Annotated in this window: 25 protein-coding genes; 7 read left to right on the top strand and 18 right to left on the bottom strand. The window is 27.5% G+C overall.

What is annotated here, in order from left to right; translation table 11 throughout:
- Positions 1 to 13 precede the first annotated feature (13 nt).
- Positions 14 to 730, bottom strand: a complete 717-nt coding sequence (locus ATCC9714_RS09305; protein ID WP_021129376.1) for a pseudouridine synthase — start codon at positions 728 to 730, stop codon at positions 14 to 16.
- A 155-nt stretch (positions 731 to 885) separates the two neighbouring features.
- Here ATCC9714_RS09305 and ATCC9714_RS09310 point away from each other — a divergent pair, with 155 nt between their 5' ends.
- A complete protein-coding gene (locus tag ATCC9714_RS09310) occupies positions 886 to 1980 on the top strand; it encodes an AI-2E family transporter (protein ID WP_243115010.1) in 1095 nt (364 codons plus the stop codon).
- A gap of 40 nt (positions 1981 to 2020) precedes the next feature.
- Here ATCC9714_RS09310 and ATCC9714_RS09315 read toward each other — a convergent pair whose 3' ends face one another.
- From ATCC9714_RS09315 to ATCC9714_RS09335, 5 genes are all read right to left on the bottom strand, one after another.
- Positions 2021 to 2632 (bottom strand): hypothetical protein, encoded by a 612-nt coding sequence (locus ATCC9714_RS09315; protein ID WP_021129378.1) that lies wholly within the window; start codon positions 2630 to 2632, stop codon positions 2021 to 2023.
- A gap of 111 nt (positions 2633 to 2743) precedes the next feature.
- Positions 2744 to 4114 carry an MATE family efflux transporter gene (locus tag ATCC9714_RS09320; RefSeq protein WP_021129379.1) on the bottom strand — a complete coding sequence of 457 codons (1371 nt, stop codon included), beginning with the start codon at positions 4112 to 4114 and terminating at the stop codon, positions 2744 to 2746.
- A 13-nt stretch (positions 4115 to 4127) separates the two neighbouring features.
- Positions 4128 to 4547 carry a MarR family winged helix-turn-helix transcriptional regulator gene (locus ATCC9714_RS09325; protein ID WP_021129380.1) on the bottom strand — a complete coding sequence of 140 codons (420 nt, stop codon included), beginning with the start codon at positions 4545 to 4547 and terminating at the stop codon, positions 4128 to 4130.
- Between the two features lie 142 nt (positions 4548 to 4689).
- Positions 4690 to 6345, bottom strand: coding sequence for a hypothetical protein (locus ATCC9714_RS09330; protein ID WP_054630996.1), 1656 nt, complete (start codon positions 6343 to 6345; stop codon positions 4690 to 4692).
- 118 nt (positions 6346 to 6463) lie between these two features.
- The gene (locus tag ATCC9714_RS09335; protein ID WP_021121358.1) at positions 6464 to 7027 is read right to left on the bottom strand and encodes a hypothetical protein; all 564 of its coding nucleotides are present in this window, start codon (positions 7025 to 7027) and stop codon (positions 6464 to 6466) included.
- Between the two features lie 386 nt (positions 7028 to 7413).
- Between ATCC9714_RS09335 and ATCC9714_RS09340 the strand changes: the two genes are divergently transcribed.
- A complete protein-coding gene (locus ATCC9714_RS09340) occupies positions 7414 to 7590 on the top strand; it encodes a hypothetical protein (RefSeq protein ID WP_021121494.1) in 177 nt (58 codons plus the stop codon).
- A 13-nt stretch (positions 7591 to 7603) separates the two neighbouring features.
- On the opposite strand, the gene ATCC9714_RS09345 is transcribed toward ATCC9714_RS09340, so the two are convergent.
- Positions 7604 to 8164, bottom strand: coding sequence for a TVP38/TMEM64 family protein (locus tag ATCC9714_RS09345; RefSeq protein WP_021121451.1), 561 nt, complete (start codon positions 8162 to 8164; stop codon positions 7604 to 7606).
- A gap of 211 nt (positions 8165 to 8375) precedes the next feature.
- The gene (locus ATCC9714_RS09350; RefSeq protein ID WP_055339642.1) at positions 8376 to 9764 is read right to left on the bottom strand and encodes a cation:dicarboxylate symporter family transporter; all 1389 of its coding nucleotides are present in this window, start codon (positions 9762 to 9764) and stop codon (positions 8376 to 8378) included.
- A gap of 287 nt (positions 9765 to 10051) precedes the next feature.
- Here ATCC9714_RS09350 and ATCC9714_RS09355 point away from each other — a divergent pair, with 287 nt between their 5' ends.
- The 3 genes from ATCC9714_RS09355 to ATCC9714_RS09365 all read left to right on the top strand — a co-directional run bounded on the left by ATCC9714_RS09355 (position 10052) and on the right by ATCC9714_RS09365 (position 13197).
- Complete coding sequence (locus ATCC9714_RS09355; RefSeq protein WP_057545103.1) at positions 10052 to 10912, top strand: YitT family protein; 861 nt, start codon at positions 10052 to 10054, stop codon at positions 10910 to 10912.
- A gap of 54 nt (positions 10913 to 10966) precedes the next feature.
- Positions 10967 to 11374: a lecithin retinol acyltransferase family protein gene (locus ATCC9714_RS09360; RefSeq protein ID WP_057545104.1), complete on the top strand. Its 408-nt coding sequence runs from the start codon at positions 10967 to 10969 to the stop codon at positions 11372 to 11374.
- 419 nt (positions 11375 to 11793) lie between these two features.
- The gene (locus ATCC9714_RS09365) at positions 11794 to 13197 is read left to right on the top strand and encodes an alanine/glycine:cation symporter family protein (protein ID WP_057545105.1); all 1404 of its coding nucleotides are present in this window, start codon (positions 11794 to 11796) and stop codon (positions 13195 to 13197) included.
- A gap of 55 nt (positions 13198 to 13252) precedes the next feature.
- Here the strand turns inward: ATCC9714_RS09365 and ATCC9714_RS09370 are convergent, their stop codons facing one another.
- A complete protein-coding gene (locus ATCC9714_RS09370; RefSeq protein WP_057545106.1) occupies positions 13253 to 13810 on the bottom strand; it encodes a type II secretion system protein in 558 nt (185 codons plus the stop codon).
- 206 nt (positions 13811 to 14016) lie between these two features.
- On the opposite strand from ATCC9714_RS09370, the gene ATCC9714_RS09375 reads away from it, so the two are divergent.
- Positions 14017 to 14760: an NAD-dependent protein deacylase gene (locus ATCC9714_RS09375; RefSeq protein ID WP_057545107.1), complete on the top strand. Its 744-nt coding sequence runs from the start codon at positions 14017 to 14019 to the stop codon at positions 14758 to 14760.
- A gap of 77 nt (positions 14761 to 14837) precedes the next feature.
- Here ATCC9714_RS09375 and ATCC9714_RS09380 read toward each other — a convergent pair whose 3' ends face one another.
- Positions 14838 to 16055 (bottom strand): dicarboxylate/amino acid:cation symporter, encoded by a 1218-nt coding sequence (locus ATCC9714_RS09380; protein WP_054630434.1) that lies wholly within the window; start codon positions 16053 to 16055, stop codon positions 14838 to 14840.
- A 455-nt stretch (positions 16056 to 16510) separates the two neighbouring features.
- Here ATCC9714_RS09380 and ATCC9714_RS09385 point away from each other — a divergent pair, with 455 nt between their 5' ends.
- Positions 16511 to 17371 (top strand): SDR family oxidoreductase, encoded by an 861-nt coding sequence (locus tag ATCC9714_RS09385; protein ID WP_057545108.1) that lies wholly within the window; start codon positions 16511 to 16513, stop codon positions 17369 to 17371.
- Between the two features lie 466 nt (positions 17372 to 17837).
- Here the strand turns inward: ATCC9714_RS09385 and ATCC9714_RS09390 are convergent, their stop codons facing one another.
- The 8 genes from ATCC9714_RS09390 to ATCC9714_RS09425 form a co-directional block, all read right to left on the bottom strand.
- Positions 17838 to 18347 (bottom strand): TDE2712 family protein, encoded by a 510-nt coding sequence (locus ATCC9714_RS09390; RefSeq protein ID WP_021121576.1) that lies wholly within the window; start codon positions 18345 to 18347, stop codon positions 17838 to 17840.
- A gap of 320 nt (positions 18348 to 18667) precedes the next feature.
- Entirely contained in the window at positions 18668 to 18808 is a 141-nt protein-coding gene (locus ATCC9714_RS09395; protein WP_155484054.1) for a hypothetical protein, read from the bottom strand.
- A 142-nt stretch (positions 18809 to 18950) separates the two neighbouring features.
- Positions 18951 to 20579 carry an ABC-F family ATP-binding cassette domain-containing protein gene (locus ATCC9714_RS09400; protein ID WP_021129392.1) on the bottom strand — a complete coding sequence of 543 codons (1629 nt, stop codon included), beginning with the start codon at positions 20577 to 20579 and terminating at the stop codon, positions 18951 to 18953.
- An 82-nt stretch (positions 20580 to 20661) separates the two neighbouring features.
- The gene (locus ATCC9714_RS09405; protein WP_057545109.1) at positions 20662 to 21678 is read right to left on the bottom strand and encodes a molybdopterin-binding protein; all 1017 of its coding nucleotides are present in this window, start codon (positions 21676 to 21678) and stop codon (positions 20662 to 20664) included.
- 14 nt (positions 21679 to 21692) lie between these two features.
- Complete coding sequence (gene mocA / locus ATCC9714_RS09410) at positions 21693 to 22262, bottom strand: molybdenum cofactor cytidylyltransferase (protein WP_057545110.1); 570 nt, start codon at positions 22260 to 22262, stop codon at positions 21693 to 21695.
- Between the two features lie 2 nt (positions 22263 to 22264).
- Entirely contained in the window at positions 22265 to 22975 is a 711-nt protein-coding gene (gene yqeC, locus ATCC9714_RS09415) for a selenium cofactor biosynthesis protein YqeC (protein ID WP_057545111.1), read from the bottom strand.
- Positions 22976 to 22987: 12 nt separating this feature from the next.
- Positions 22988 to 24160: a MalY/PatB family protein gene (locus tag ATCC9714_RS09420; protein WP_057545112.1), complete on the bottom strand. Its 1173-nt coding sequence runs from the start codon at positions 24158 to 24160 to the stop codon at positions 22988 to 22990.
- 222 nt (positions 24161 to 24382) lie between these two features.
- Positions 24383 to 25576 carry a pyridoxal phosphate-dependent aminotransferase gene (locus tag ATCC9714_RS09425; RefSeq protein WP_021129397.1) on the bottom strand — a complete coding sequence of 398 codons (1194 nt, stop codon included), beginning with the start codon at positions 25574 to 25576 and terminating at the stop codon, positions 24383 to 24385.
- Between the last annotated feature and the right edge of the window lie 79 nt (positions 25577 to 25655).

The following is a 25655-nucleotide window of genomic DNA, read 5'->3' on the forward strand; positions in this document are numbered from 1 at the left end:
CTCTTTCCAAAACCTATTTTACTGTTTTTAAATAATCTATTTCTTCTTGAGTTAAATATCTATATTGTCCTATTTCTACATCCTTTAAAACTATTTTACCCATAGCTTTTCTCCTTAAGTTCATTACTGGATGGTTTATAGCCCTACACATTTTTCTTACCTGTCTATTTCTACCTTCATGTATTTTAATTTCACATACGCAATAATTTTTTTCTTCATTTTTCTTTAATACTTTGATCTTAGCAGGAGCTGTTTTATAATCTTCTATATATAATCCTTTTTCAAAGTTTTTCATTTCATTTAATGTAGGAATTCCTTTTAAAGTAGCTATATAAGTTTTATCAACTTCATGCTTTGGATGAGTTAATTTATATGTTAAATCTCCATCATTTGTTAAAAGCAATAGTCCACTAGTTTCATAATCTAATCTCCCAATAGGATATACTCTCTCTCCTACATCTTTCACCAAATCTATAACGCTTTTTCTATCAAATTGATCTTTTACTGTAGTTACATATCCTTCAGGTTTGTTTAACATTATATAAACTAATCGTTCTTCAAGACCGATTAGCTTTTCATCTACTTCTACTCTATCATTATTTTCATCTACTTGAAATGATAATTCATTTATTATTTTTCCATTCACTTTAACTCTTCCTGCATTTATTAATTCTTCTGCTTTTCTTCTAGAAGCCACTCCACAAGAAGCTATATATTTATTAATTCTCATAATTTTCTCCTTAAATTTAATTTATTCACATTAGATTATTATACTATAATTTCTAAAACAATTTAAAATAAATTTACCATTTATATTATTTTATTAATAAAATTTGGCTAAATTAATACTAATTATATAGACAAAATATTTTAGGAGGTGTTTCTTTGATTTCTCGAGATAATATCAAATATTGTATACTAGTAGTATTTATATCTTTAATAATGTTTAAAGCTATAAATAGTCCATATACATTTATTTTAGGTATAAATTCTGTAATTAAATTTTTAAGCCCTTTTTTATTAGCAATATTGATATGCCTTTTAGTTAACCCAATAGTTACGTTTTTAGAAAAAAATTTAAAGCTTCCTAGAATTTTAAGTATACTAAGTTCTTATATAATGATATTTTTTATTATTGGATTAGGATTAAATTTTTTAGTCCCAGCCGTAATAGATACTTTAAATACTATAATCATTGAAATTCCAAGCTCTATAAATAGCATTAATAAATTTATAGATGTATATATGTCTAGATTTGAACTATTGCAAACACTACTTCCTCATATACAGAAAAATTTAGATTTATTATTAAATAATCTCATTTCGATATTAAGTAAATTTTCTTCAAATATATTTCTATATATTTTAAGTGTTACATCACTACTATTTAATACCATAATGGGAATTATATTATCCATTTATATATTATTTGATAAAGAAAAAATATTAATAAAGCTAAAAAATTTATTATACTCTACTTTTTCTAGAAAAAAATCAAAAAAAATTCTAGAATTTTTCTTTATTTCTAATAGGATATTTTATCATTATATAGTTGGAAAGTTAATAGATTCTCTTATTATAGGTATTTTAGCTTTTATAGGTTTTGAATTTATACTTAATATAAAAAGCAGTTTATTTTTATCTTTCATAGTATTTTTAACTAATATGATTCCATACTTTGGTCCATTTATAGGTGCTATATTTCCTATAATAATGACATTGGTATACAGTCCTATAAAATCATTATGGGTAGCTTTATTTTTACTCATTTTACAACAAATTGATGGAAACTTTATAGGCCCTAAAATTATGGGAGATTATGTAGGAATAAGTCCACTTCTAATTATATGTGCAGTTTTAATAGGCGGATCTTTGTTTGGATTAGTAGGAGTATTTTTATCAGTTCCTATAGCAGCTATTATCAAAATTTATGTAGATAAGTATATTGATTCAAACCTAAATATAGAAGAATCAGAATAAATAAAAATAAGAACCAGTTTTTTGGTTCTTATTTTTAACTTTATAAATATTTTTTTAAATCTTTCAAATTTATATCCACAAAATTTATATTTTCATCTATAGATTTTAATCTTTGCTCATTTATATTTTTTTCTTGTGTAACTAATAAGACTTCAGGTACTTCAAAAAAAGGTATTGTCGAATTTCTTATTTTATATTTTAAGTTTTTATATTTACTTAGTTTAAAAATATCATTTAATTTTATATCTATTAGCTTTTGTTTCAGTTCATTATCTTTATTCATATATTCAATATAGATATCATACTTATCATTATCGACAGTTATATTTCTATAAAATCTTTTAATTTCATAACCTGACGATTCCATTTTAAGTACAATTTCTGATCCTATTATCATCTTTAAAAGTTCTTTTCCTTTGTAAACTTTCCCTCCATTTAAATAGTATATACCCGAGCTATCTTTATAATCTCCATACACTATATTACAAGGATACTTTCTTAAAGTAAACTCTCTACACATCCTCCTTAATGTTTTTTTATAAGGAGATTTTATTATTTTTCTTTTTTTAGAAAAAAATTTATTAAATTGTTGCTCGGTTGCACACCTTACTTGACTCATTAAAACAAGTATCTCCTTTTCCATACCTAGCATTATTTTATTCTCCTTGATGTATATTATAGCAAGTCTTAATTTCATTATATTAAATCTATGCAAGAAAATTTACACTTTAAATAAAAAAAGTATAGACATACGCCTATACTTTTATGCAATCACTTCTTGCTCTTCTCTATTTACTTTTTGCTGACTCTTAAATTCTCTATATAATATAATTATAGTTATTACTGTTGCTAAGAAATCTGAAACTGGTTGAGCATACCAAACTCCGTCTAATCCTAAGAACTTAGGTAGTATTAATATCATCGGTATTAATATTATTACTTGTCTAAGTAAACTAAGTATTATAGCAGTTTTAGCTTTACCTATAGATTGAATATAGTTTGATCCTGTTATAGATATACCTATTATAGGAAGCATTAATAAGTATATTCTAGCTCCAGTTACTGACATTTCCATAAGTTTAGGATCTCTATTAAACATTCCAACTATAAGTTGTGGAACAGTTTGTATTAATAACCAACCTGTTGTCATTATAATTACTGCCACTATTGCTGATAATTTAAATGCTTTATTAGCTCTATCATACTTAGCTGCTCCAAAGTTAAATCCAATAATTGGTTGTGCTCCTTGATTTAACCCAAATATAGGCATTGATATCATAAGTGCTATAGATGATACTGTCGCCATAGCTCCTATAGCTAAATCTCCACCATAAGTTTTTAATGCATTGTTGGAAATCACCTGAACTAAGCTAGTTGCTAATTGCATTGCAAAAGGAGCAGATCCTATTGCGAAAACTGGTTTTACTAAATTTTTATCTAATCTTAAACTAGATTTTTTAAATTTTAGATTTGACTTTCCTTTAACATAATATGATAATCCCCATACAGCAGTTACTAACTGAGCTATAACAGTTGCTATAGCTGCACCTTTTATACCTAAATGAAATACAAAAATTAAAACTGCATCTAATATAATGTTTGTTAAACACCCAACAATCATTATAATAGCGGATAATTTTGGATTTCCATCTCCTCTAATAGTAGTATTAAGAGTATATCCTAACATACTAAATATTGTTCCACCTAAGATTATATATATAAAATCTTTTGCATATGGTAATGTGGAGTCACTAGCTCCAAATACTCTAAGTATTGGCTCACAAAATAAAATTCCTAAAATAGTTATTATAAATCCTATTACTATAGCTAATGTTATACTATTTCCTATAATTTTTTCAGCTTCATCTCTTTTTCCTTGACCCAATTTTATAGATATATTGGTAGTAGCTCCTATTCCTACAAGCATGGAAAATGCTAGTATTATAGTCATAATTGGTAGACATATACCAACTCCTGTTATAGCAAGAGGTCCTGCTCCAGGTATGTTTCCTATAAAAATTCTATCTACAACATTGTAAAGTGCATTAACCATCATTCCTATAATAGCCGGCACTGAATATTTTAGTAGTAATTTAGGTATAGATTGTGTTCCTAAAATTTGTTCATTTTGCATATAAAATCCTCCTTTACATATTTATACAAACTTTATTTAGAAGATTTAATAGGTGTTTACTTTCTTCTTTACTTAAATTAGTTGCTATTTTATTTTCCCATTTCATCATAATAGAAAATACATTTTCTTGTACTTCTTTACCCTTATTTGTCAAATATACTTTATTTGCTCTCTTATCTATTTCATCTTTTACTCTAGATACAAATCCTGCTTCTTCTAATTTTTTTATAGCTCTAGCCGTAGTTCCTTTGTCTATATGTAAAGCTTCAGCAAGATCTTCTTGACTTTTTCCATCGCCCCTATAAAGTTCTAGCAAAAACATAACTTGCCCAGATCCTATACCTAGATCGTTAAGTTCTTTAGATATATATATCCTTCCTTTTCTATGAATTTGTGATATATATCTTCCAATATATTTGCCATCTTTTTTCATTTTATATCCCCCTATCTATAAGATAGTTTTAGTTGTTATTGCAACTATATTAGTATATAATATTTTAGTTGTTATTGCAACTATTTATAATAAAAAAATAATAGAAAAGATGCAAATTACTACATCTTTTCTATTATTTTATTTACTGATTCGTTTCTTCTTTTTGAACTTGCTCTTCTTTTTGATTCATACTTATATTATCAAACTCAAGTATATCTATATTTCCTTTATGTTCTTTGTCATATGAAATTTTAATACTATCCCCTTCCTTTGTTAAAGGAACTTCGTGTGATACTTTTGATGAAACTATGAATATAGAATCATTTATACCTTCTAAAGTAAAGTAATATGAGGTGTTTCCATCTATTACATCAGAACTTATTCTCTTAACTGTTCCAGTTTTAACTACCTTTGTGTTATCATTTTCCACTTGAACATTATTACCCTTTGACTTTAATTGTTCTCTATAACTTCTTAATGCTTCTTCTTTTGTATCTCCAATCCCAACTATATTAAAATCTTCAACAGATACAAAAGCAACCATCTTAACTAGTCCCGCTTTATCCTTTAATGACATTACATATGTAGGCTTTCCTAATATATTGTACATAACAGGGAATGTAGCATCATAATTCTTTTCTTGAACTTTTCCTGTTGCAGATACCATAGCAGCTGTTTCTGTTGCTCCTGGCTGTTTATATAATTTAGCTTCTTTGCTTCTAGTATCAACTAACATAAATCCTATAGTAGAATCATCTGCTCCTGCAGAGGTTATCCCTGTATACCAATATGATTTACCATCTTCACCATAAACTAAAGACGTTCCTTCAGTTGCTACCAATACTCCTTTTTCAGATATAACAGAGTTTAAAAATCCATTTATATAAGTTCCCCAATCATTTATTTGTTCTGTTACAAATTCTTGAGGTTGTATCCTATCTATCCATTTTGGAGCATCTTTTATATCATAACTTTTAACTTCCCCACTTTGAGTATCTACTGTTGCTATACCTATAGCATTTTTTCCTTCATATCCCACTGCATTTTCATATAATGTAACTATCCAATAAGGTTTTCCTTTATCATCTATTTCTAATGTAAAATCTGTCATTCCTACATTCACATATCCTTTTAAATACATATGTCTTCTTAAGTCTTGATGTAGATATGCATCTGGTTGATAAACGATTTTTATTGGTTTTCCATCTACTTCTTGTACTAATCTTACATCTTGTGGGTTACTAGCAGATACCATTACATACCCAGACGTTCCACTCATATTGGTAACCCATTTTATAATATCTCTATGTACTAGTGGTGCAACCCAGTATAATTCTCCATCTATATTTTGAATATGAAACTTTCCTAATTTAGATACACTTCCTATAGCTGGAACTTCTCCTATTTTTTTATCTCCAAGTTTCATTGCCATTTCTTCATCAACTAGTCTTATGTCATTTACACTAACAGGACTTACATCTTTTGCAAAGTTACTTTCCTTAACGTCTCCAAGTAAATTTCTATATGCTTTTGAGTGAATTATAGGTGATGATGTTATAAATGGTATTACAATAATATATGCTATTAGTGCCATTGCTATTGTAAAATTAGTTTTTGCTGCTCTTGATGTTTTTTCACCTCTATCTAACATCATATCTAGTACTCCTGCTACTACAAAGAATATGACTCCTGTTGAGAATAGAGATTTAAAATCCAGCCTGAGTACAGGTAACTGAATTATTGCATATATGATTACAACTATTAATGCTGTTCCATATATTTTTATAAACTTTTTCATTTAATACCCCTTCCTAATTTTTAAAATATTTGTAATATTTGTTAATATTAATTATATCCATTTTTTGCAAAAAAATAAATACCCTTAAAATTATAAAGGGTATTTTCATGTTTTAATTTTAAATACTGCTTAAAGTATATTCAAATATTTTTTCTTTTGCTCTATATGCACTTAATAATCCTTCATATTCTAGCGTTAAATCTTTATGGTTAAAAAAATCATTTGGTCTTATCGCATACGGTGGCTGATCAAACAGTTTAATTCCACTTTGATCTAACATATCAGCTACAAAATGTGAGCATACATACTTATACTCAGCTTCTCTAGGCTTATTTCTAGACAAGTATATAAGTGCTAAAACATCATAATCATATTTGTCTCTATTCTCACTTACATTTAAAATATTTTTATATAAATTGTTGTATTGTTCGTTAGTAACGTACAGAGAGTAAACTCTACATCTTGTATTTGTTTTTATAGCATATAAACCTTCATTTATATTTTCTTCTACGAACCCTGCAAATAAAGGTGTTTTGGGATTTAGTCTCCCAAAAGAATACATAGGTCTTAAATCTTTATTAAGAGCTATTGATACATGTGCATAAGGAGTTTTACTTATATTTCTTATTAAGTAAGAAAGAGCAGTTCCCGTATATGTTGTTATTATATATATCTTCTGCATTTTTTAACCCCCAATATTTCTACCTTATAATTAATTTATGATAACTACTCCATTTTATCACTATTTTACTTAAACTTCAAACATTGTTTTTGTTACCATTTTAATTTCTAAAGTTTTTTGACTTTAAACTTTCTTTTTTATAACACTTACCAAACTTTATAATTTTATCATTTTTATTTAATGTTTTTTCTAATTTTGCTTCATATTAATATTCTATTTTATTTTTTTGCCTTCCTTAATAAGGACTTTGTCTAAAATTGTCTCAAATCAAACTTTTTTTAATATAATATAGTATATTTAAAATTCAATAAATTTTTTAATATTTTAATTAAATAATATATATTAAAACTTAATTTTCTAAAGTTACTTTATAGGAGGTTTTATTTATGAAACTTAGTAAAGAACAATTAATTCTTAAAAGAGATAATAGATGTATAGAGTGTGGGTGTAAGCTTAATGGCCTATCCTATTCTATAGACTTTGAAATGAATATGAATGTAAATAATTTTAAATGTGATTTATGTCCAAATTGTCTTTCAAATAAAAAACAGACTATACTTTAAGTATAGTCTTATTTTAGGCATTAATTTTCTTATTTATTTTATTACCTAATATCCAAAATATAATTATAAATACTATTAAAGATGCTAGCTTTACAGGATCTTTTATAAAGTCTTTAAAATCATTTCCTATATAGCTTATAACTAAAAACATTATAAATTTCCCAAGAACCATCCCCGGTATAAAATTAGTATATTTCATTTTTGAAATACCCGAAGTTATAGTGACTAAAAAATCGGGTATAAATGGGCACAAGTAAGTAATAAAAATCATTGTAAATCCTTGTTTGTTTACCCATTTATTAAATTTTTCTATATTTTTATACCTGTTGGAAATCTTTCTTATAAAAGTAGACTCTGCAAATTTATTACAAAGGAAAAATAAAGCAATAGATCCTATAGATGATCCTACCCATGATATAAAAAATCCAACCCATATACCTAGTACAAATGCATTGGCTCCAACAATAGCAACAAGAGGCAGTGCTGGAATAAAAGTTTCAATTATTATTATAACAAACCCAACTATAGCAACTAAAAATTTATATTCTTGTAAACTATATATTATTTGTTCCATATATTAACACCTACTTGATTGTGATTTTAGCTCCTAATTAGTAAATATCTTTACTAATTTGCCTATACTATTTTCGTTATTATTAGCTATAATTTTATTTATTCTGATTTATAATAAGTTTATTATATAAGCTTATTATACTCACTGTAAAAATATATATAATAAAAAAAGCTTTGTTATTTTTTATAACAAAGCTTTTTTTATTATATATTTATATATTTTTTGAATTAAATACCTCTTTATCTAGTTTGCCTAACGATTTTCCAACTGCTATAGATGCAGTAGTAGCTCCATTTACATTTATCATAGTTCTACCCATATCAAGTATTGGATCTATTGCAAGTATTCCTCCTGCTAATGGGAAGTATGATCCTAATCCAACTCCTGATACAACTACAGATACTGCCATTGTTGCAGTTCCTGGAAGTCCTGCAATACCTAAAGAAGATATTGTTATAACTACTAATAACATAACATAGAAACTTATATCTTTATCTACACCTGCCATATTTGCTATAGTTATAGCCATTAATGCAGGATATATTCCGGCACATCCATTCATACCCATGTTAGCTCCTAAGCTAGCTGTAAAACTAGATACTCCCTCATCTACTCCTTGATTTTTAACAAGCGCTTCTATAGTAACAGGAAGTGTACCTAAACTTGATCTTGATGTAAATGCAAGTAATAATGGCTCTGCTGCATTTTTTATGTAAGTTATTGGATTTAAACCATTTATACTTACTATTATTAAATGAACTATAAATAATATTGCAGTTGCAACATATAAGGCCACTACAAACTCAACAACTGATATCATTGAAGCAATTCCTCTTGCAGTAATAGTATTTGCTAATAAAGCAACTACTGCATATGGCATAAACTTTATAACAGTCATTGCAACACTTACTATTATTTTATAAAAAGCCTCAACTAGGTTTATAAATGGTTTAACTGTATCCATATATTTTTTCTTCATTCTATTTGTTGCAAGTCCTAAAAATGTAGCAAATATAATAATTGCAACTATGTTTCCATCAGCCATAGCTCCTACTGGATTTGACGGTAATAAACCTCTTAGAGTATCTACAAGTGGTGTTATTTCTCTCATTTCAGGTGCTTCTATTCCAGCTACTTCAGCTCCAACTCCAAGTTGCATAACATTTCCTACTATAATTCCTATAATTGCTGCTAATGCAGTTGTTCCAAGTAACATCCCTAATGATCTAAAAGTTAATGCTTGTAGATTGTCTCCCTCTTTCATATTGATTATAACTCTTATTATAGATACAAAAACCATAGGTACAACTAGCATCTTTAATAAGTCCATAAATCCATATCCAAATAATCCATACCATTTAGTTACTTCTTGTAACCAGACAACATTTTCTGGATTTTCTGGAAGTCCTGCAACAACTTGAATTATTACTCCTAATAAAAGTCCTATTATTGTTGCATAAATTGTTCTTGTTGAGAACTTTACTTTTTTCTTTTCAAACTGTTTTACTATAAAAAATGTCCCTAATAAAACCCCTATGAAAAGTACTGTTTTAATGTCTGTTACCATTAAAAATTGCGATAAAAACGAACTTTCTCCCATACTCTTATTCCTCCAAGATGTATAATTTTATAATTGCTAAAACTAGTTATTTATTTAACTAATTCCCCCTCGCCTAATTATAGTATAATATAACTTTTGCGGTGTCAACATTTTCCTATGCAATTTTTAGTTTTTTTCTAAAATACCGCATATTCCTTATTTTCTAATATAAATTAATTTTTAAAATAATTAAAATATTCCTGAAAAAGGAAAGCATATTCCCAACTTAATCATATCTTGTTATACTATATCTTGTGGAATTTTAATAATCTGTTGTGAGGTGTCTTATGAAGGAAAAGGGTTTTAGAGGTTTTATATTTGAGTCTATAGGTCTCGTTTTAGGCTGTATATTTATGAGTATCGGAATAAACATGTTTCTTAAACCATATACTATAGCTCCTGGAGGTCTTAGTGGACTTTCAATGGTAATTGGAAAAGTAACTGGCTTGCCTATGTCAATTGTAATGTTAGTTATAGGTATACCTCTTATAGTTTTTTCAGTAAAAATTTTAGGAATAAAAAATTCAATTAAAACATTAATAGGTATGAGTGTATTTTCTGCTATATTAAGTATCACTTCTTATTTATCTAATGTTCATGTTACTGAAGATGTATTGTTATGTTCTATCTCTGGTGCATTATGCTTAGGAATAGGACTTGGTATTATACTAAAAATGGATGCTTCAACTGGTGGAACTGATTTAATTGCACTTATGTTAAATAAAGTTTTTCCTAATGTACCTTTGTCAAAATTTATGGTCATGTTAGATGGTATGGTTGTTATTTCTGCTGGCTTAGCTAGTAAAAATCTAGAGACTGCTCTTTATTCTGGCGTAGCATTATATATAATAGTTAAATTAGTAGATGCTATAGTATCTGACTTTAACTATTCTAAAGCATTTATGATTATATCAAATGAACCTAATGTTTTAAGAGATGGAATAACTAGAGAAGTAAAAAGAGGTGTAACTTTTTTACAAGGTAAAGGTGGTTATACTAATGAAGACAAAAATGTGTTGCTAGTTGTAGTATCTAAAAATGAGGAAGTTCACCTAAAAAAAGTTATCAAAAATATAGATCCTTCTGCTTTTATAATAGTCAGTGACGTTCATGAAGTTTTAGGCGAAGGATTTAAAGCTATAGCTTAGTAACTTTGTAAACCTAAAATCATATTTATAAATATATGATTTTAGGAGGTTTTTATGTCTAGAGCTAAATATGGAGATTTAATATTTGTTGATCATGGCTTGTATAAACATTTTGGTATATATATAAACGATGATTGTGTTATACATTATGATGGAAAATTAGATGATAGATTTTTAAGAAATATGTGTGTACGACAAACTGGTATGGATAGATTTTTAGCAGGTAAAGATAATTTTAAAATACTTAACTTATCTAAAAATCCAATTCCTCCACATGAAGTTGTAAATCGTGCTAAAAATCATCTAAATGAAAGAAACTTTAATTTAATATTTAATAATTGTGAGCACTTTGCTTATTGGTGTAAAACAGGTTTAAAAAAATCATATCAAGTAAATTTTTTTGTATCTTTTTTATTATTATTTTTATTAACTAACAATTACTTTGAATTAAAAAACTACTAGATTAGAACTCTCGTCTAGTAGTTTTTATTATATAAATAAATATTATATTATCTTACTCTTAAATTACTAAATATTCTGCATTGCGAATATAGATATAAATATATACAATATAATTAAAAACATACTTAAATATAAAGTCTTAAATTTATCTATTCTATCAACTCAAAATATAATCTAAAGATACAATCATTAAAAACTATAATTTAATAGTAATTTTTTAATTTGACTCATCTTGCCAACTCATAAATTGTAATATAAAACTTTTTTGTTATCATAGAACTTTTCTTTTATACTACTTAAATATTTCATAATACTTCAAATCATTATTATTTTGGAAAATTCTTTGATATAAATAGGTCATCTTAAGTTTTTATACAAACTTTGAATAACATATATTAAAAAACAAGGGGGTAATTGTAATGGAGGTATTAACAAAAGTTGTAGACTCAGTCAATAGTATACTTTGGGATAAGAATATCTTATTAGTCTTACTTGTAGGTACAGGTGTATGGTATACTTTTCAACTAAAATTTGTCCAGATTAGAGGCTTTGGAGAAGGGTTTAGAAGAACATTTGGAGGACTATTTAAAAAAGGTGAAAATGCTGATAAAGAAGGTATGTCTCAATTCCAATCATTAGCTACAGCAATAGCAGCTCAAGTAGGAACTGGAAATTTAGCAGGAGCCGCTACAGCAATAGCAGTTGGTGGTCCTGGAGCTATATTTTGGATGTGGGTTAGTGCATTTTTTGGAATGGCAACAATTTATGCAGAAGCAACAATGGCTCAAAAATACAAAAAAATAGGTGACGATAAATCAGTAACTGGTGGACCAGTTTATTATATAGAAGCTGCATTTAAAGGTAAATTTGGTAAGTTCTTAGCAGGTTCATTTGCAGTATTTATTATCTTAGCATTAGGATTTATGGGAAATGCAGTACAATCAAATTCTATTGCTGCAGCATTTGATACAGCTTTTGGTATAAGTCCTCTTTTAATCGGTATCATATTAGCAGTTTTATCATTTGCGGTATTTTCAGGAGGAATTAGTAGAATAGCTAAAGTTACAGAAACAATAGTTCCAATTATGGCTTTATTTTATATCATAGGTTCTTTAATTGTTATATTATTTAACTTTAGAAATATTCCTTTAGCATTCCAAGAAATATTTGTTGGAGCATTTGCACCTCAATCAATAGCAGGTGGTGTTATTGGGGCTACTATACAAAAAGCTATGAGTAAAGGTGTTGCACGTGGATTGTTCTCTAATGAAGCTGGTATGGGATCTACTCCTCATGCCCATGCTGTAGCAAAAGTTGATCATCCATCAGAACAAGGATTTGTTGCTATGATGGGAGTATTTATAGATACATTTGTTATATTAAATTTAACAGCTTTAGTTATAATTACAACTCGTTCAGTAACTCCAGATGGCTCTCTTATCGGAACTACTCTTACTCAAGCTGGCTTTTCATCAGTATTTGGTAAGTTTGGCGATATATTTATAGCTATATGTATGTTCTTCTTTGCATTTTCTACTATCATTGGGTGGTATTTCTTTGGAGAAGCAAATATAAAATACCTATTTGGTTCAAAAGCAGTTAAAATATATGGAGTTTTTGTATGTGTATGTGTTTTACTAGGCACATTAGGAGAAGTTTCTATCGTATGGACAATGTCAGATATGTTTAATGGACTTATGGTTATACCTAACTTAATTGGATTACTTGCACTTACTGGAATAGTAAAATCTGTTCATAATGATTATATAAAAATAAATGGTGGAATTAGTTCTAAACACAAAAAGAAAAAACATACAGTTTAAAGCTTATAAAAGACTATGATTAAACAATCATAGTCTTTTATCTTTATGTATCATATTATAAAATTTTTATAAATAGTATTAAATCTCCATCATCTAAAGATTTTTCAGATACATATACTCTATCTTTACCTAAATCTTTATCTAACTTTTGTAATTGTTTCTTAGTTATTTTTAAATCGCTATCTCCACTTTCTATCATTAAATATATGTCCCCTGGTTTTATTATATCTTCATCAATTGTTACTAAATTACCATTATCATCTATCTTGTTTAGTTTAATAAATCCTGGTGACGTATTTTTTGACTTATAGTATAACTTATAATCTCCCCCTATTGGTGATTTTTGACTTATTCCTTCAATATATCTTAAAAACTCTTTACTTTCTATAGGATCCTTTTTATTCCATGTTGGATTTTTATTGTTTTCTATTTTATATTGTATAACTGCTCCTTTAATTGCATCAACATCTTTTTCTAACTTTGCAATCTTAGACATTTTTATACTATTAAATAACGCTGGTACCGCTATAACTGCCAATATTCCTATTATAGATATAACTACTAATAACTCAATTAGTGTAAATCCTTTGTTTTCCTTAAACTTTTTCCCCATTTTCCCTTCACCTTCTGTATTTAAATTCTAAATATATTATACCATTTTATATAAATCTAAAAGCTTTTTATCTAAGTGAATTTGTACTATTTATGTGCAGTCAGTGCAATCATTAAAATAACTAGTACTTTCTAATCTTCATATTTTATTTTTTATATTATTTATGTCATAATAGAATTATCAAAAAATATTTTGGAGATGATTTTATGAATAGTAAAATAGAAGAATTAAAAGAGTTAATAAGTGCTAGCAATAATATAGTTTTTTTTGGAGGTGCTGGAACTTCAACAGAATCAGGAATTCCAGACTTTAGGAGTTCGAATGGATTGTTCAATGAAAAGTTAAATTTCAATTTTACACCTGAGCAATTAGTATCTCATACATTTTTTGTTAGATACCCAGAAGATTTTTTCAAATTTTATAAAGATAAATTAATATATAAAAATGCAAAACCAAATAAAGCTCATATAGCTTTGGCCAAACTTGAAAAGTGTGGTAAATTAAAAGCTATAATTACTCAAAATATCGATGGTCTTCATCAAATGGCTGGAAGTAAAAACGTATTTGAGTTACATGGTTCTGTTCATAGAAACTATTGTGAAAATTGTAGAAAGTTTTATAACTTAGATGACATGCTTAATTTAGATGGTATTGTACCTCATTGTGAAGAATGCGGCTCAATCGTAAAACCAGATGTTGTATTATATGAAGAGGCACTAGACGATGAAGTTGTTAATAAAGCTATATCTGCTATAAGTAAGGCCGACTTATTAATAATTGGTGGTACATCTCTTGTGGTTTATCCTGCTGCTGGCTTTATAAATTATTTTAAAGGTAAAAACATTGTTGTTATAAACAAAGATAATATAAATCTTAATAAAAATAATGTCTTAGAAATAAATGAGTCAATTGGGGAAGTACTTAACAAAGCCATATTAGATAATAACTAATACTTTATGGTATTAAAAAATACCTTATTGCATACATTTTTTAATTTTATGCAAAAGGTATTTTTTATTATTAATTTTTATGCAATTTTTTCACTTTTTCTTTTATTTTCTTTTTTTCTCCACTTATTATTTAAAGCATCAACTGCCACTGCTATAGCATTATCTCCAGATATATTAGCAGCTGTCCCAAAACTATCTTGTGTAATATGTAGAGCTATTATTAAACTTGCTAAACCACCATCTGCCGGTATCCCAACCATTGGGAAAAATGGTAATGCACTCATAACAGCTCCTCCTGGTGCTCCTGGTGCTGCAACCATTGCTATACCTAGCATCATTATATATGGTAATACTATATTTATACCAGAATCCATTCCATTCATCATTAACACTGCAACAGAAAATGATACTATAGATATTATACTCCCTGATAAGTGTATTGTTGCACATAGAGGTATTACAAATTCTCTAATTTGCTTACTTATTCCATTTTTTTCTGCACAATCAACATTTACTGGAATTGCCGCGGCTGATGACTGTGTACCTACTGCTGTTAAATATGCAGGTATTTGGTTTTTCATCATTTCTATTGGGTTTTTCTTTGCATACATTCCAGCTACTGTAAATTGTAGAGCCACATATATTAAATGAAGTGACATTACTACTATATAAACTTTCCAAAATACACTTAATATGTTCATTACTTGACCTGCAAAAGCTATATTAGCAAATGTACCAGCTATATATAGTGGTAATAATGGTATTATTGCTTTAGCTAGTACCATTTGAATTATGCTTTGAAAATCAAAGGCTATTTTATATAATACTTCACCTTTATTATTTTTTCTTAAAGCTGAAATCCCAAGCCCCATCATAAATGCAAATACTATTGCTGCTGTTACATCTATCATAGGTTTTAAAGGTATTGAGAATATAGCTGGAAGCATACCAGCTTCAGGATTTCCTATTTTACTAGCTAACGATGGATCCATAAAAAATGGAAATAAGGTTTTTATTAGAGTAAATGCTAGTAATCCTGCTATTACTGTTGATACATAAGAGATAATAGTTGTAGCTCCTAATAACTTACCTGCCCCTGAACTTAAATCAGCTATTCCTGCTGTAACAAACCCTAAAATGATAAATGGTATAACAAATTTTAAAAATGTTGAGAATAAAGAACTTGCAGTTACTAAAATTTGTACTAATTCTCTTGGCATATAAGTACCAATTACAATTCCTATAATTATTGCCATAATTAATTTAGGTATTAATCCAATATTCTTTTTTTTCATAAATTCCCTCCTTATGACTTTTATTTAAGCATGTCAATATTTAACCTAATTAAATCTCTGTATAAACCCCTTTTTCTTTACTTATTATACATTTTTCCCATCTATACTATATTATAGTAAAACCTTTTCCCAATTTTGTCAACTTTCAGAAATAAGTTATTTTTTTAACTTTACTATATTTTATAAATTTTCTTTCTTTTTACATTAAGTTTCATTTTATCTAGTTCAAGCAAAAATTATTAGATATAATCTTTTTAAAAGCATAAAAAAGCACCTCCTGTGTCAGATAGTATTAAGAGTTAACATATAACTTTTGATACTATCTAATACACATTAAGTGCTTTTAAATAATTATTAGCAAATGAAGATAGACTAACTCTGTATCAAGTAAGAATAATTTATATTCACATGGAAATCATATTCATATACTAAATTTTTTAAAGGAGAATAAGATTATGATTTTTCCAACTTCATTTCCAAAGCAACATCAAGATTGTCAACCAGGACTTGAGTATAAAATGGCACCAAGTCCTATATACGACAGTCCATTATATAACAAACCAAATGATAAATTAAAAGATAAAGTAGCTATTATTAGCGGTGGAGATAGTGGAATAGGAAGAGCAGTTTCTATTGCTTTCGCAAAATCAGGATGCGACATAAGTATAATATACTATAATGAAGATGATGATGCTATTGTCACAAAGAAAAAGGTTGAAGACGAAGGTAGAAAATGCCTTTTAATTAAAGGTGACATAAAAGAAAGTAAGTTTTGTAAAGAAGCTATAGAATCTACTTTAAAGGAATATAAGAAAATAAATATATTAATAAATAATTCAGCGGTACAGTATACTCAACAAAACTTAACTGACATAGATGACGATCAATTTGATAAAACTTTTAAGACTAATGTCTATGGAGCATTTTATCTAACAAAAGCTGTACTACCTCATTTAAAATGTGGTGATAGTATAATAAATACAACATCTGTTGTCGCATATCATGGCCATGAAACATTACTAGACTACTCTATGACTAAAGGGGCATTAACAACATTCACTAGGTCTTTATCTATGCAATTAGCAACAAAAGGAATAAGAGTTAATGCAGTAGCACCAGGACCTATATGGACGCCATTAATACCTGCGAGTTTTGATGAACAAGAAGTTGCAAAATTCGGTAATAACAATCCTATGAAAAGAGCAGGTCAGCCGGTAGAATGTTCCGGTGCTTATGTCTTTTTAGCAAGCGACGAGTCATCTTTTATAACTGGTCAAACTATACATGTAAATGGTGGAGAAATAGTAAATGGATAATTATAGTGATTAGTAAAAAAATACAAATGTTTGTAGATATTTTTTTATTATTGGTATTTGTGGGATTGATTTTTTATATAATGTAATAAAGATATGATAAAAAAGCAGGAATACTAAGTTTATCAAGAGTAAATTTTTATAAAATATAATTAATACTTATACCTAACATACTATATATGTATAATATGTATGAAACAAGACCATCAAAATTTGCTGGTCTTGTTTCATAGTATATAAATACTATAGATTAGACAAATCTTAATTATTTAATAAACTTAAGAATGTATCTATTTCTTTTTCAATAAATTATCTACCAAATCAATTATCAACTCTGAAGCTATTAAAAAATCTAACCTTTTTAATCTAATAGATAAAAAGATTACATATATAGCCTTATGTATATTTAAGTAATCTTTTTATTATGTACACTTTTAATATATTTATTTTAACTGTTTATCGCTCCTAGCTATATACTAAGAAGCTTTTCTTCTATATATTCATTAAATGGTTTACCTGCTATTGTTACTGGGCCTTCCCCAAATAAATCTACTGTAATATTAAAGAAATTGATTATTAATTTATTTTCATCCATATAATATTCATCCATATGTCCTGGAATAAATATTACCTCATATTCTTCCTTACTTAATTTATCTTCCATATAGTCTAAATTAAGCTGCTTTACTGGTGCTATCATCATATTTGTAAATTCCAAATCTTCAAGCATCCACATGTTTTTATTCCAGTATCTACTTTCCTTTTTTGTTGGTTTATTTAGAAGCTCTCTGTTTGACATTGCGGAAAGTACCTTTCTTACAGATTCCTTTGTAAAGTCTTCATCATATAGATATTTCATATCCGTTTGATCCGCTAGTTCTATAAAAAATGAATCTGCTATCTTTTCCTTTTGATGTAGTGAATCCCAAATATAAAGCATCATTTCTAAGATTTCACTTTTAATTACAATTTTAGCCAAGTTAAATCCCCCTTTTTCCTTTAAATATTTTTTATATGCGAACTACTCTCCACTTAAATTAACCTTCCGTTCCCAGCTCCCCCTAATTGGCTTGTAAATAGAAACTACTCTGTATGTTTTATGCCTTAGTTTTCGCTTCACATACAGTTGGCGATTGGTTGAATATTTTACAGTTTTGAAAGTTCTACCATATTACCAGTATATCATAAAATCAAGAATATTACCTCTTTCTATGATTTTCTAATAAATATTATACCATAATTTTACACTAATTCTAAAAAATTAATAGCTTTATAAATTATTTTGTATAAAGTTTAATATTATAAATAGTATTTAAAATTTTCTTTTATAAATTTACTAAATATATTTAAAGAATTTTTATAAGACCTTATTGTTTCTTTACTTGTATTTGTTATTTCTAATTCATCTATAGACTCTGTTATTGCTTCTATTATTTGCATAAAAAAATACCTCCTATATTTGAAAAAGTAGAACATAGACGTTCTTTCATCTTATCGAATATAAAAGGCATTCCAAAACCTATATTATTAAGTTTTAATACTATCTAATACACATTAAGTGCTTTTAAATAATTATTAGCAATTATTTTTTTGCATCTCCGTACATTTCTTTTAATTGCTTTTGTATTTCTTTATTATCTAAGTACTCATCAAGAGTAGTTTTTCTATCCATTATTCCATTTGGAGTTATTTCTATTATTCTATTTGCAAGAGTTTGTATCATCTCTTGGTCATGAGAGTTAAATATTAATACTCCTGGGAATTTTTCTAAACCTTTATTTACAGAAGTTATAGATTCTAGGTCTAAGTGGTTAGTTGGGTCATCTAAAACTAAAACGTTAGCATTTGATAACATAAGCTTTGATAACATACATCTAACTTTTTCTCCTCCAGATAAAACTTGAGCTTGTTTTAAAGCTTCTTCTCCAGAGAATAACATTCTACCTAAGAAACCTCTTATGAAACTTTCACTTTTTTCTTCTGAATATTGTCTTAACCAGTCAACTAATGAATACTCTACACCATCAAAGTATTTATTGTGGTTTTTAGGAAGATAACTTTGAGAAGTTGTTACACCCCACTTGAAATCTCCACTATCTGGAGTATCTTCACCCATTATTATATTAAATAATGTAGTTATAGCTATCTCATCTCCTAAGAATGCTACCTTATCATCTCTATCTAATCTAAAGCTTACATTATCTAAAACTTTAACACCATCTACAGTTTTAGTTAAGTTATTCACTTCTAAAACTTCATTACCTATTTCTCTTTCAGGAGTAAATCCAACATATGGATATCTTCTTCTTGATGGTTGTATATCTTCTACTTCTAACTTCTCTAATTGTTTCTTTCTAGAAGTTGCTTGCTTTGCTTTAGATGCATTTGAACTGAATCTTGCGATGAACTCTTTTAATTGAGCTATTTTTTCTTCAGCTTTCTTGTTTTGATCTTTAGCTAATTGTAATGCTAATTGACTTGATTCATACCAGAAATCATAGTTACCAACATACATTTGTATTTTACCAAAGTCAACGTCAACTATATTTGTACATATTTGGTTTAAGAAGTGTCTATCATGTGATACAACTATTACTATAGAATCTTCTAAATCCATTATGAAGTTATTTAACCAGTTTATTGATTGGAAGTCTAAGTGGTTTGTAGGTTCGTCCATGATTAGTATTTCTGGTTTACCAAATAAAGCTTGAGCTAATAATACCTTAACTTTATCTCCACCTGTTAATTCTTTCATTTGCTTATAATGTACATCTTTAGTTATTCCAAGACCCATTAATAATTTTTCTGCATTTGTTTCTGCATCCCATCCGTCAAGTTCAGCAAACTCTCCTTCAAGTTCAGCAGCTTTTATACCATCTTCTTCTGAGAAATCAGCCTTCATATATAATGCATCTTTTTCTTTCATTATTTCATAAAGTCTAGCATGTCCCATTATAACAACATCAAGTACTGTATCTTCTTCATATTTGAAGTGATCCTGTCTAAGTACTGACATTCTTTCTTTTTCAGTTATTGATATACTTCCTGTATTTGCTTCTATATCACCAGCTAATATTTTTAGGAAAGTAGATTTTCCTGCTCCATTAGCTCCTATTATTCCGTAACAATTTCCTTTAGTGAATTTTAAGTTAACATCTTTGAATAACTCTTTATCCCCAAATCTAAGACCAACATTAGTAACTTGTAACATTCGCTTATTTCCTTTCTAACTACTAAAATTTATAAAATTTTACAACTCTTCTAATCATATAACAAAATTGTAACTTAGTCAACTACTTAGCAAAATTACAAGCCGGATAAGTACAGATTTCACAGTTCATACAAAGACCCCCATGTCCATATCTTGCTATATCCGCTTTTGTAAGCTTTTCATCTATTAAAATTCTAGGAAGTACTACATCTAAAACAGTTGTTTTTGAGTACATAGCACATCCTGGTATACCCATTATAGGTACACCCTTGTTGTATGCTAATAAAAACATTGCTCCTGGAAGTATTGGCGAACCATAAGTTATTATATCTGCTCCAGTTTGTTTTATAGCTGCAGGAGTTAAATCATCCGGGTCTACACTCATTCCACCTGTACAAAGTATAAGCTCTGCACCTTTATCTAGAAAATCTTGTATAGCATTTTTTATAATTTCTGTATCATCAGGGCATATTGTTTGTCCTAATATCTCACAGTCATAATTTTTCATTTTTTCTATCATAACAGGTCCAAATTTATCAACTATTCTTTTATGATAAACTTCATTTCCTGTTGTTACTATCCCAACTTTTTTCTTTTTAAAAGGAATAACATTGATTATTTTATCTTCACCTATAACCAATTTTGCTTTATCTAGCTTTTCTTGTTCTACCATTAAAGGTATTACTCTTGTTCCTGCTACTTTAAGCCCTTTATGAACTATATAATTATTATGTAATGTAGCCATCATTATGTCATCTATACAATTAAGTTCAAATAGCTTATCTACATTTATTTTCAAAAGTCCATCGCAGTTTGCTATAAAATCTATTTTTCCTTCTTTAATCTCACTAAATTCTAAGTTTTTCCCAGCAGTTATATTTTTTAAAAATATAGCTCCATCATTTTCATGAACCATTCCTTCTTCTTTTTCAAATACGTATAAATTATCCTTTCCAAGGGATAGTAATTTTTCTATGTCTTCTTCCTTTACCACGTGTCCTTTTTTAAATGCCCTTCCTTTAAATTCTCCTGGTATAATCTGGGTTATATCATGGCATAACACATGTCCCACTGCATCTACTGTTTTTATTTTTTTCATATTATCTCCCTCTATTAATACAAATTTATTAAGCAGTCATAATCTTCTTGAGTATCTATATCTAATAAAGTTTTTTCCTTTACTTTTACATACTCTATTTTATCATATTCACTTATTACCTTTTTACCCTTTTCATCCTTTTTTAACATCATCAGATTATTTGCTAATGAATTAGGAAATATAACTGGATTACCTTTTCTGTTTTCACATGTAGGTATTATTATTTTGCTTTTATCATCTTTAAATTTACTTATAAGTTTTTTTATATCAAGCTCGTCTAAAAAAGGTTGGTCTCCCACGAAAAACATATAGCCTTCACAAACCTTACTATTTCTTATTCCTAATTTTATAGATTCGCTTTGTCCAATATCTGCATTTTCATTAAATATACCTTTAAAATTATATTGTTTTGCTATACTTAATATTTCTTCATACTGGCTAACCACTAAAACTTCATTAAAGTCACATTTGCTTATTGCATCAAAAACATTTTCAATTATTGTTTTTCCCCTATATTTCATTAATAGTTTATTTTTTCCCATTCTAGTTGAAAAGCCAGATGCCATAACTATTGCATTTACCATATTTATCCCTTCTTATAGTAATTTTTTATTAAACTACCATAAATAACTTTCATATTATTATCTTCTTTTTTTATCATTTTAATTAACTTATCAGTTAACTCTTCTTTATAACTATTCTCTACTTTATTTATAAATAAAATTTTTTCTCCTACTGAGTTCTTAAATAATCCATTTTTATTTAATATTATATTTTTTAAATTTTCTAAGCTTACTTTGCTATCAAACTTGCCACAAATCTCTAAAAATTTATCCACCCTATGTATATTAGTTTCATTTATATACATATTGTATGATGTTATATCTAGCACTCCTATACATTTAGTTGTCTTTGGATGAACTAAAGGTTCATCTTCTTTCCATCCTTTTAGCTTTTTTCGTTTAGAACCATCTCCTTCTATTAAACTTATATCAAATTTTTCTAATAATTTATCCAATTCATTAAAGCTCAATCCTACTACTTTATTTTCATTATTAACAAATTTACCACAAAGAGTGATACCTTTATCAATAAAGGTATCACTCTTTTCATTTAACATAATCATATTATTAAAATCACTAGATTTAGGTAAATATATTTTGGTTGTCGTAGTTAATAAAACTTTATAATTACTAGAAAGTCTTTTAGATAAATAAGTTATTAAAGAAGTCTTTCCTCCAGCTCCAACAACTGTTATTATATCATTTAAACTTATTTCTAATAAATCCTCTAGCATATATCCTCCCTACTATATATCATCCACTACAATTTTCAATCTACATAAAGCTTCCTTTATCGTATTTAAAGGACACCCTATGTTCATTCTCATAAATCCACTACCACCATTTCCAAATACAGCCCCACTGCTTAGAGCTAATTTAGCTTTATCTATAAAAAACCTATCTAAATCTTCATCACTTAATCTTAGTTCTCTACAGTCTAGCCAAGTTAAAAATGTACCTTCTTGTTTTGTAACTTTAATTTTAGGAATATTTTTACTTATATAATCATTTACATAGTTATAATTATTTTCAATATATACAAGAAGTTCCTCTAACCATTTTTCACCTTTCGTATATGCTGCAATTAAAGCTACTGCACCTAATACATTAGGGTCTGTTGAGAATAAATCTTTATATTTTTTTCTTATTTTTTCATTAGTAATTATAACATTTGATGTATATAATCCTGCTAGGTTAAACGTTTTGCTTGGTGCCGTTAATGTAACTATATTATCTTTATAATAAGGGGATACTGTTGTTAGTGAGTTATGTTTATATCCTTTAAATATTAAATCTGAGTGTATTTCATCACTTATTATAAATACTTTATAGCTTTCACATATTTCAACTAATCTCTCAAGTTCTTCTTTTTCCCATACTCTACCAACAGGATTATGTGGGTTACATAATATAAATACTTTTACTCCTGTGGAAATTTGTCTTTCAAATTCTTCAAAATTAATTTCATATCTATTATTATTTAATTCTAATTCACTTTGAACTATATCACAATTGTTTTCATTTAATACTCTAAAGAAAGAGTGATATACAGGTGATTGAACTAAAACTTTATCATTTTCTTTTACAAGTATTTTAAGTAAAAAATTAATAGCCGTTACAACTCCTGGAGTATATACAATATCCTCTTTAGTTATTTTAAGTCCATGTCTTTTTTTCATCCAATCTTCTACAGCTTCATAATAACCATTTACTGTATCATATCCAAGATTTCCAGTAATTAATTTAGTTTGTAATGCTTTAGTTATTTCATCACAGGTTTTAAAATCCATATCTGCAATCCACATAGGAATTATATCATCTTTATCTGTATTAAAGTTTTCTTTATATTTATCATATTTTACAGAATTTGTATTTATTCTATTTACTCCATCATCAAAATTCATCACATTATTATACATATACTCTCCTCCCCAAAGTGTATCTTATATACTTTTTATACTTTTGATTTTAACCTAATAAATATGAGTTTTCAATTTAAAACTTATTTTTATTATTTCTTTCATAAAAATACATTTCTATAAATATGTAAGTTTTCCTTTTTTCTATCAAATTTTTTCAGTTTTTATTTGTAATTTTGTATAAAAAAAGGACTTACACCAATAGTATAAGTCCTTTTTATTTTATTTATTAAGCTTTAAGTAAGCTTCTAATCCTTCTTTTAAGATTTTAGCAGCTTTAGCTAAATCTTCTTTATTTAATATATATGCAAGTCTTATTTCATCTACACCAAGACCTTCTGTTTTATAGAATCCTTCAGCTGGACATGGCATTACTGTTTCTCCGTCTATTTCAAAGTCACTTAGCATCCATTTTACAAAATCATCTGCACTCTTAACTGGAAGTTTAGCAACTATATAAAATGCTCCTGTAGGTTTTTTACATATAACACCTGGAACTTGTATAAGTTCATTATATAATACATCTCTTCTTTCTCTATACTCTTCGTTAACTTCTTCTAAATATGAGTTTGGAGTTTTGTATAACTCTACAGCTCCAACTTGTTCTAATGTAGGAACAGATAGTCTAGCTTGACAAAGTTTTAATATTTCACCCATAAACTCTTTATTTTTAGAAGCTAAGCATCCGATTCTAGCTCCACATGCACTATATCTCTTAGAAACACTGTCTACAATTATAACTCTATCTTCAACCTCTTTAACATTTCCTAAACTTGTATATTCACCTTCATATACAAACTCTCTATAAACTTCATCAGCAATTATCCATAAATCATGTTCTTTTGCTATTTCTGAAATCATTTTTATTTCTTCTTTAGTATAAACTACCCCAGTTGGATTCCCTGGATTTGAGAATAATATTGCACGAGTATTTTTATCTATTTTAGATACGATTTCCTCTTTACTTGGTAAATGGAATCCGTTTTCAGCAAGTGTAGTTATAGGCTTTATTTGAACCCCTACTGCATTTGCAAAACTATTGTAATTTGAATAAAATGGCTCTGGTACTAATATATTATCCCCTTCATTACATATAGTTAACATTGTAAAGAATAAAGCTTCACTACCACCATTTAATATTAATATATCTTCTATATCAAAGTTTATATCATATTCTTTGTAATATTTTTGTATAGCTTTTCTAAGTTCTGGTAGACCCTCAGATAACGCATACTCCAATACGTTTTCCTTATCATTAGCTATAGCCTTAAAAAAGTTTTCAGGAGTTTTTATATCTGGTTGTCCTATATTTAAATAATATACTTTTTTCCCTTGTTTCTTAGCTTCTTCTGCATAAGTTAATAACTCCATTATAGTTGAAGCCTCTACTGATTTTATTCTTGAAGAAAAATTCATATTCTTACCCACCTCTTGTCAAAATTATTTTTAGCTGCACTTCGTATACAATATTTCTTCTTTACCCATATTTTAGCAC

This window comes from Paraclostridium sordellii, assembly GCF_000953675.1.
Lineage (GTDB): Bacteria > Bacillota > Clostridia > Peptostreptococcales > Peptostreptococcaceae > Paraclostridium > Paraclostridium sordellii.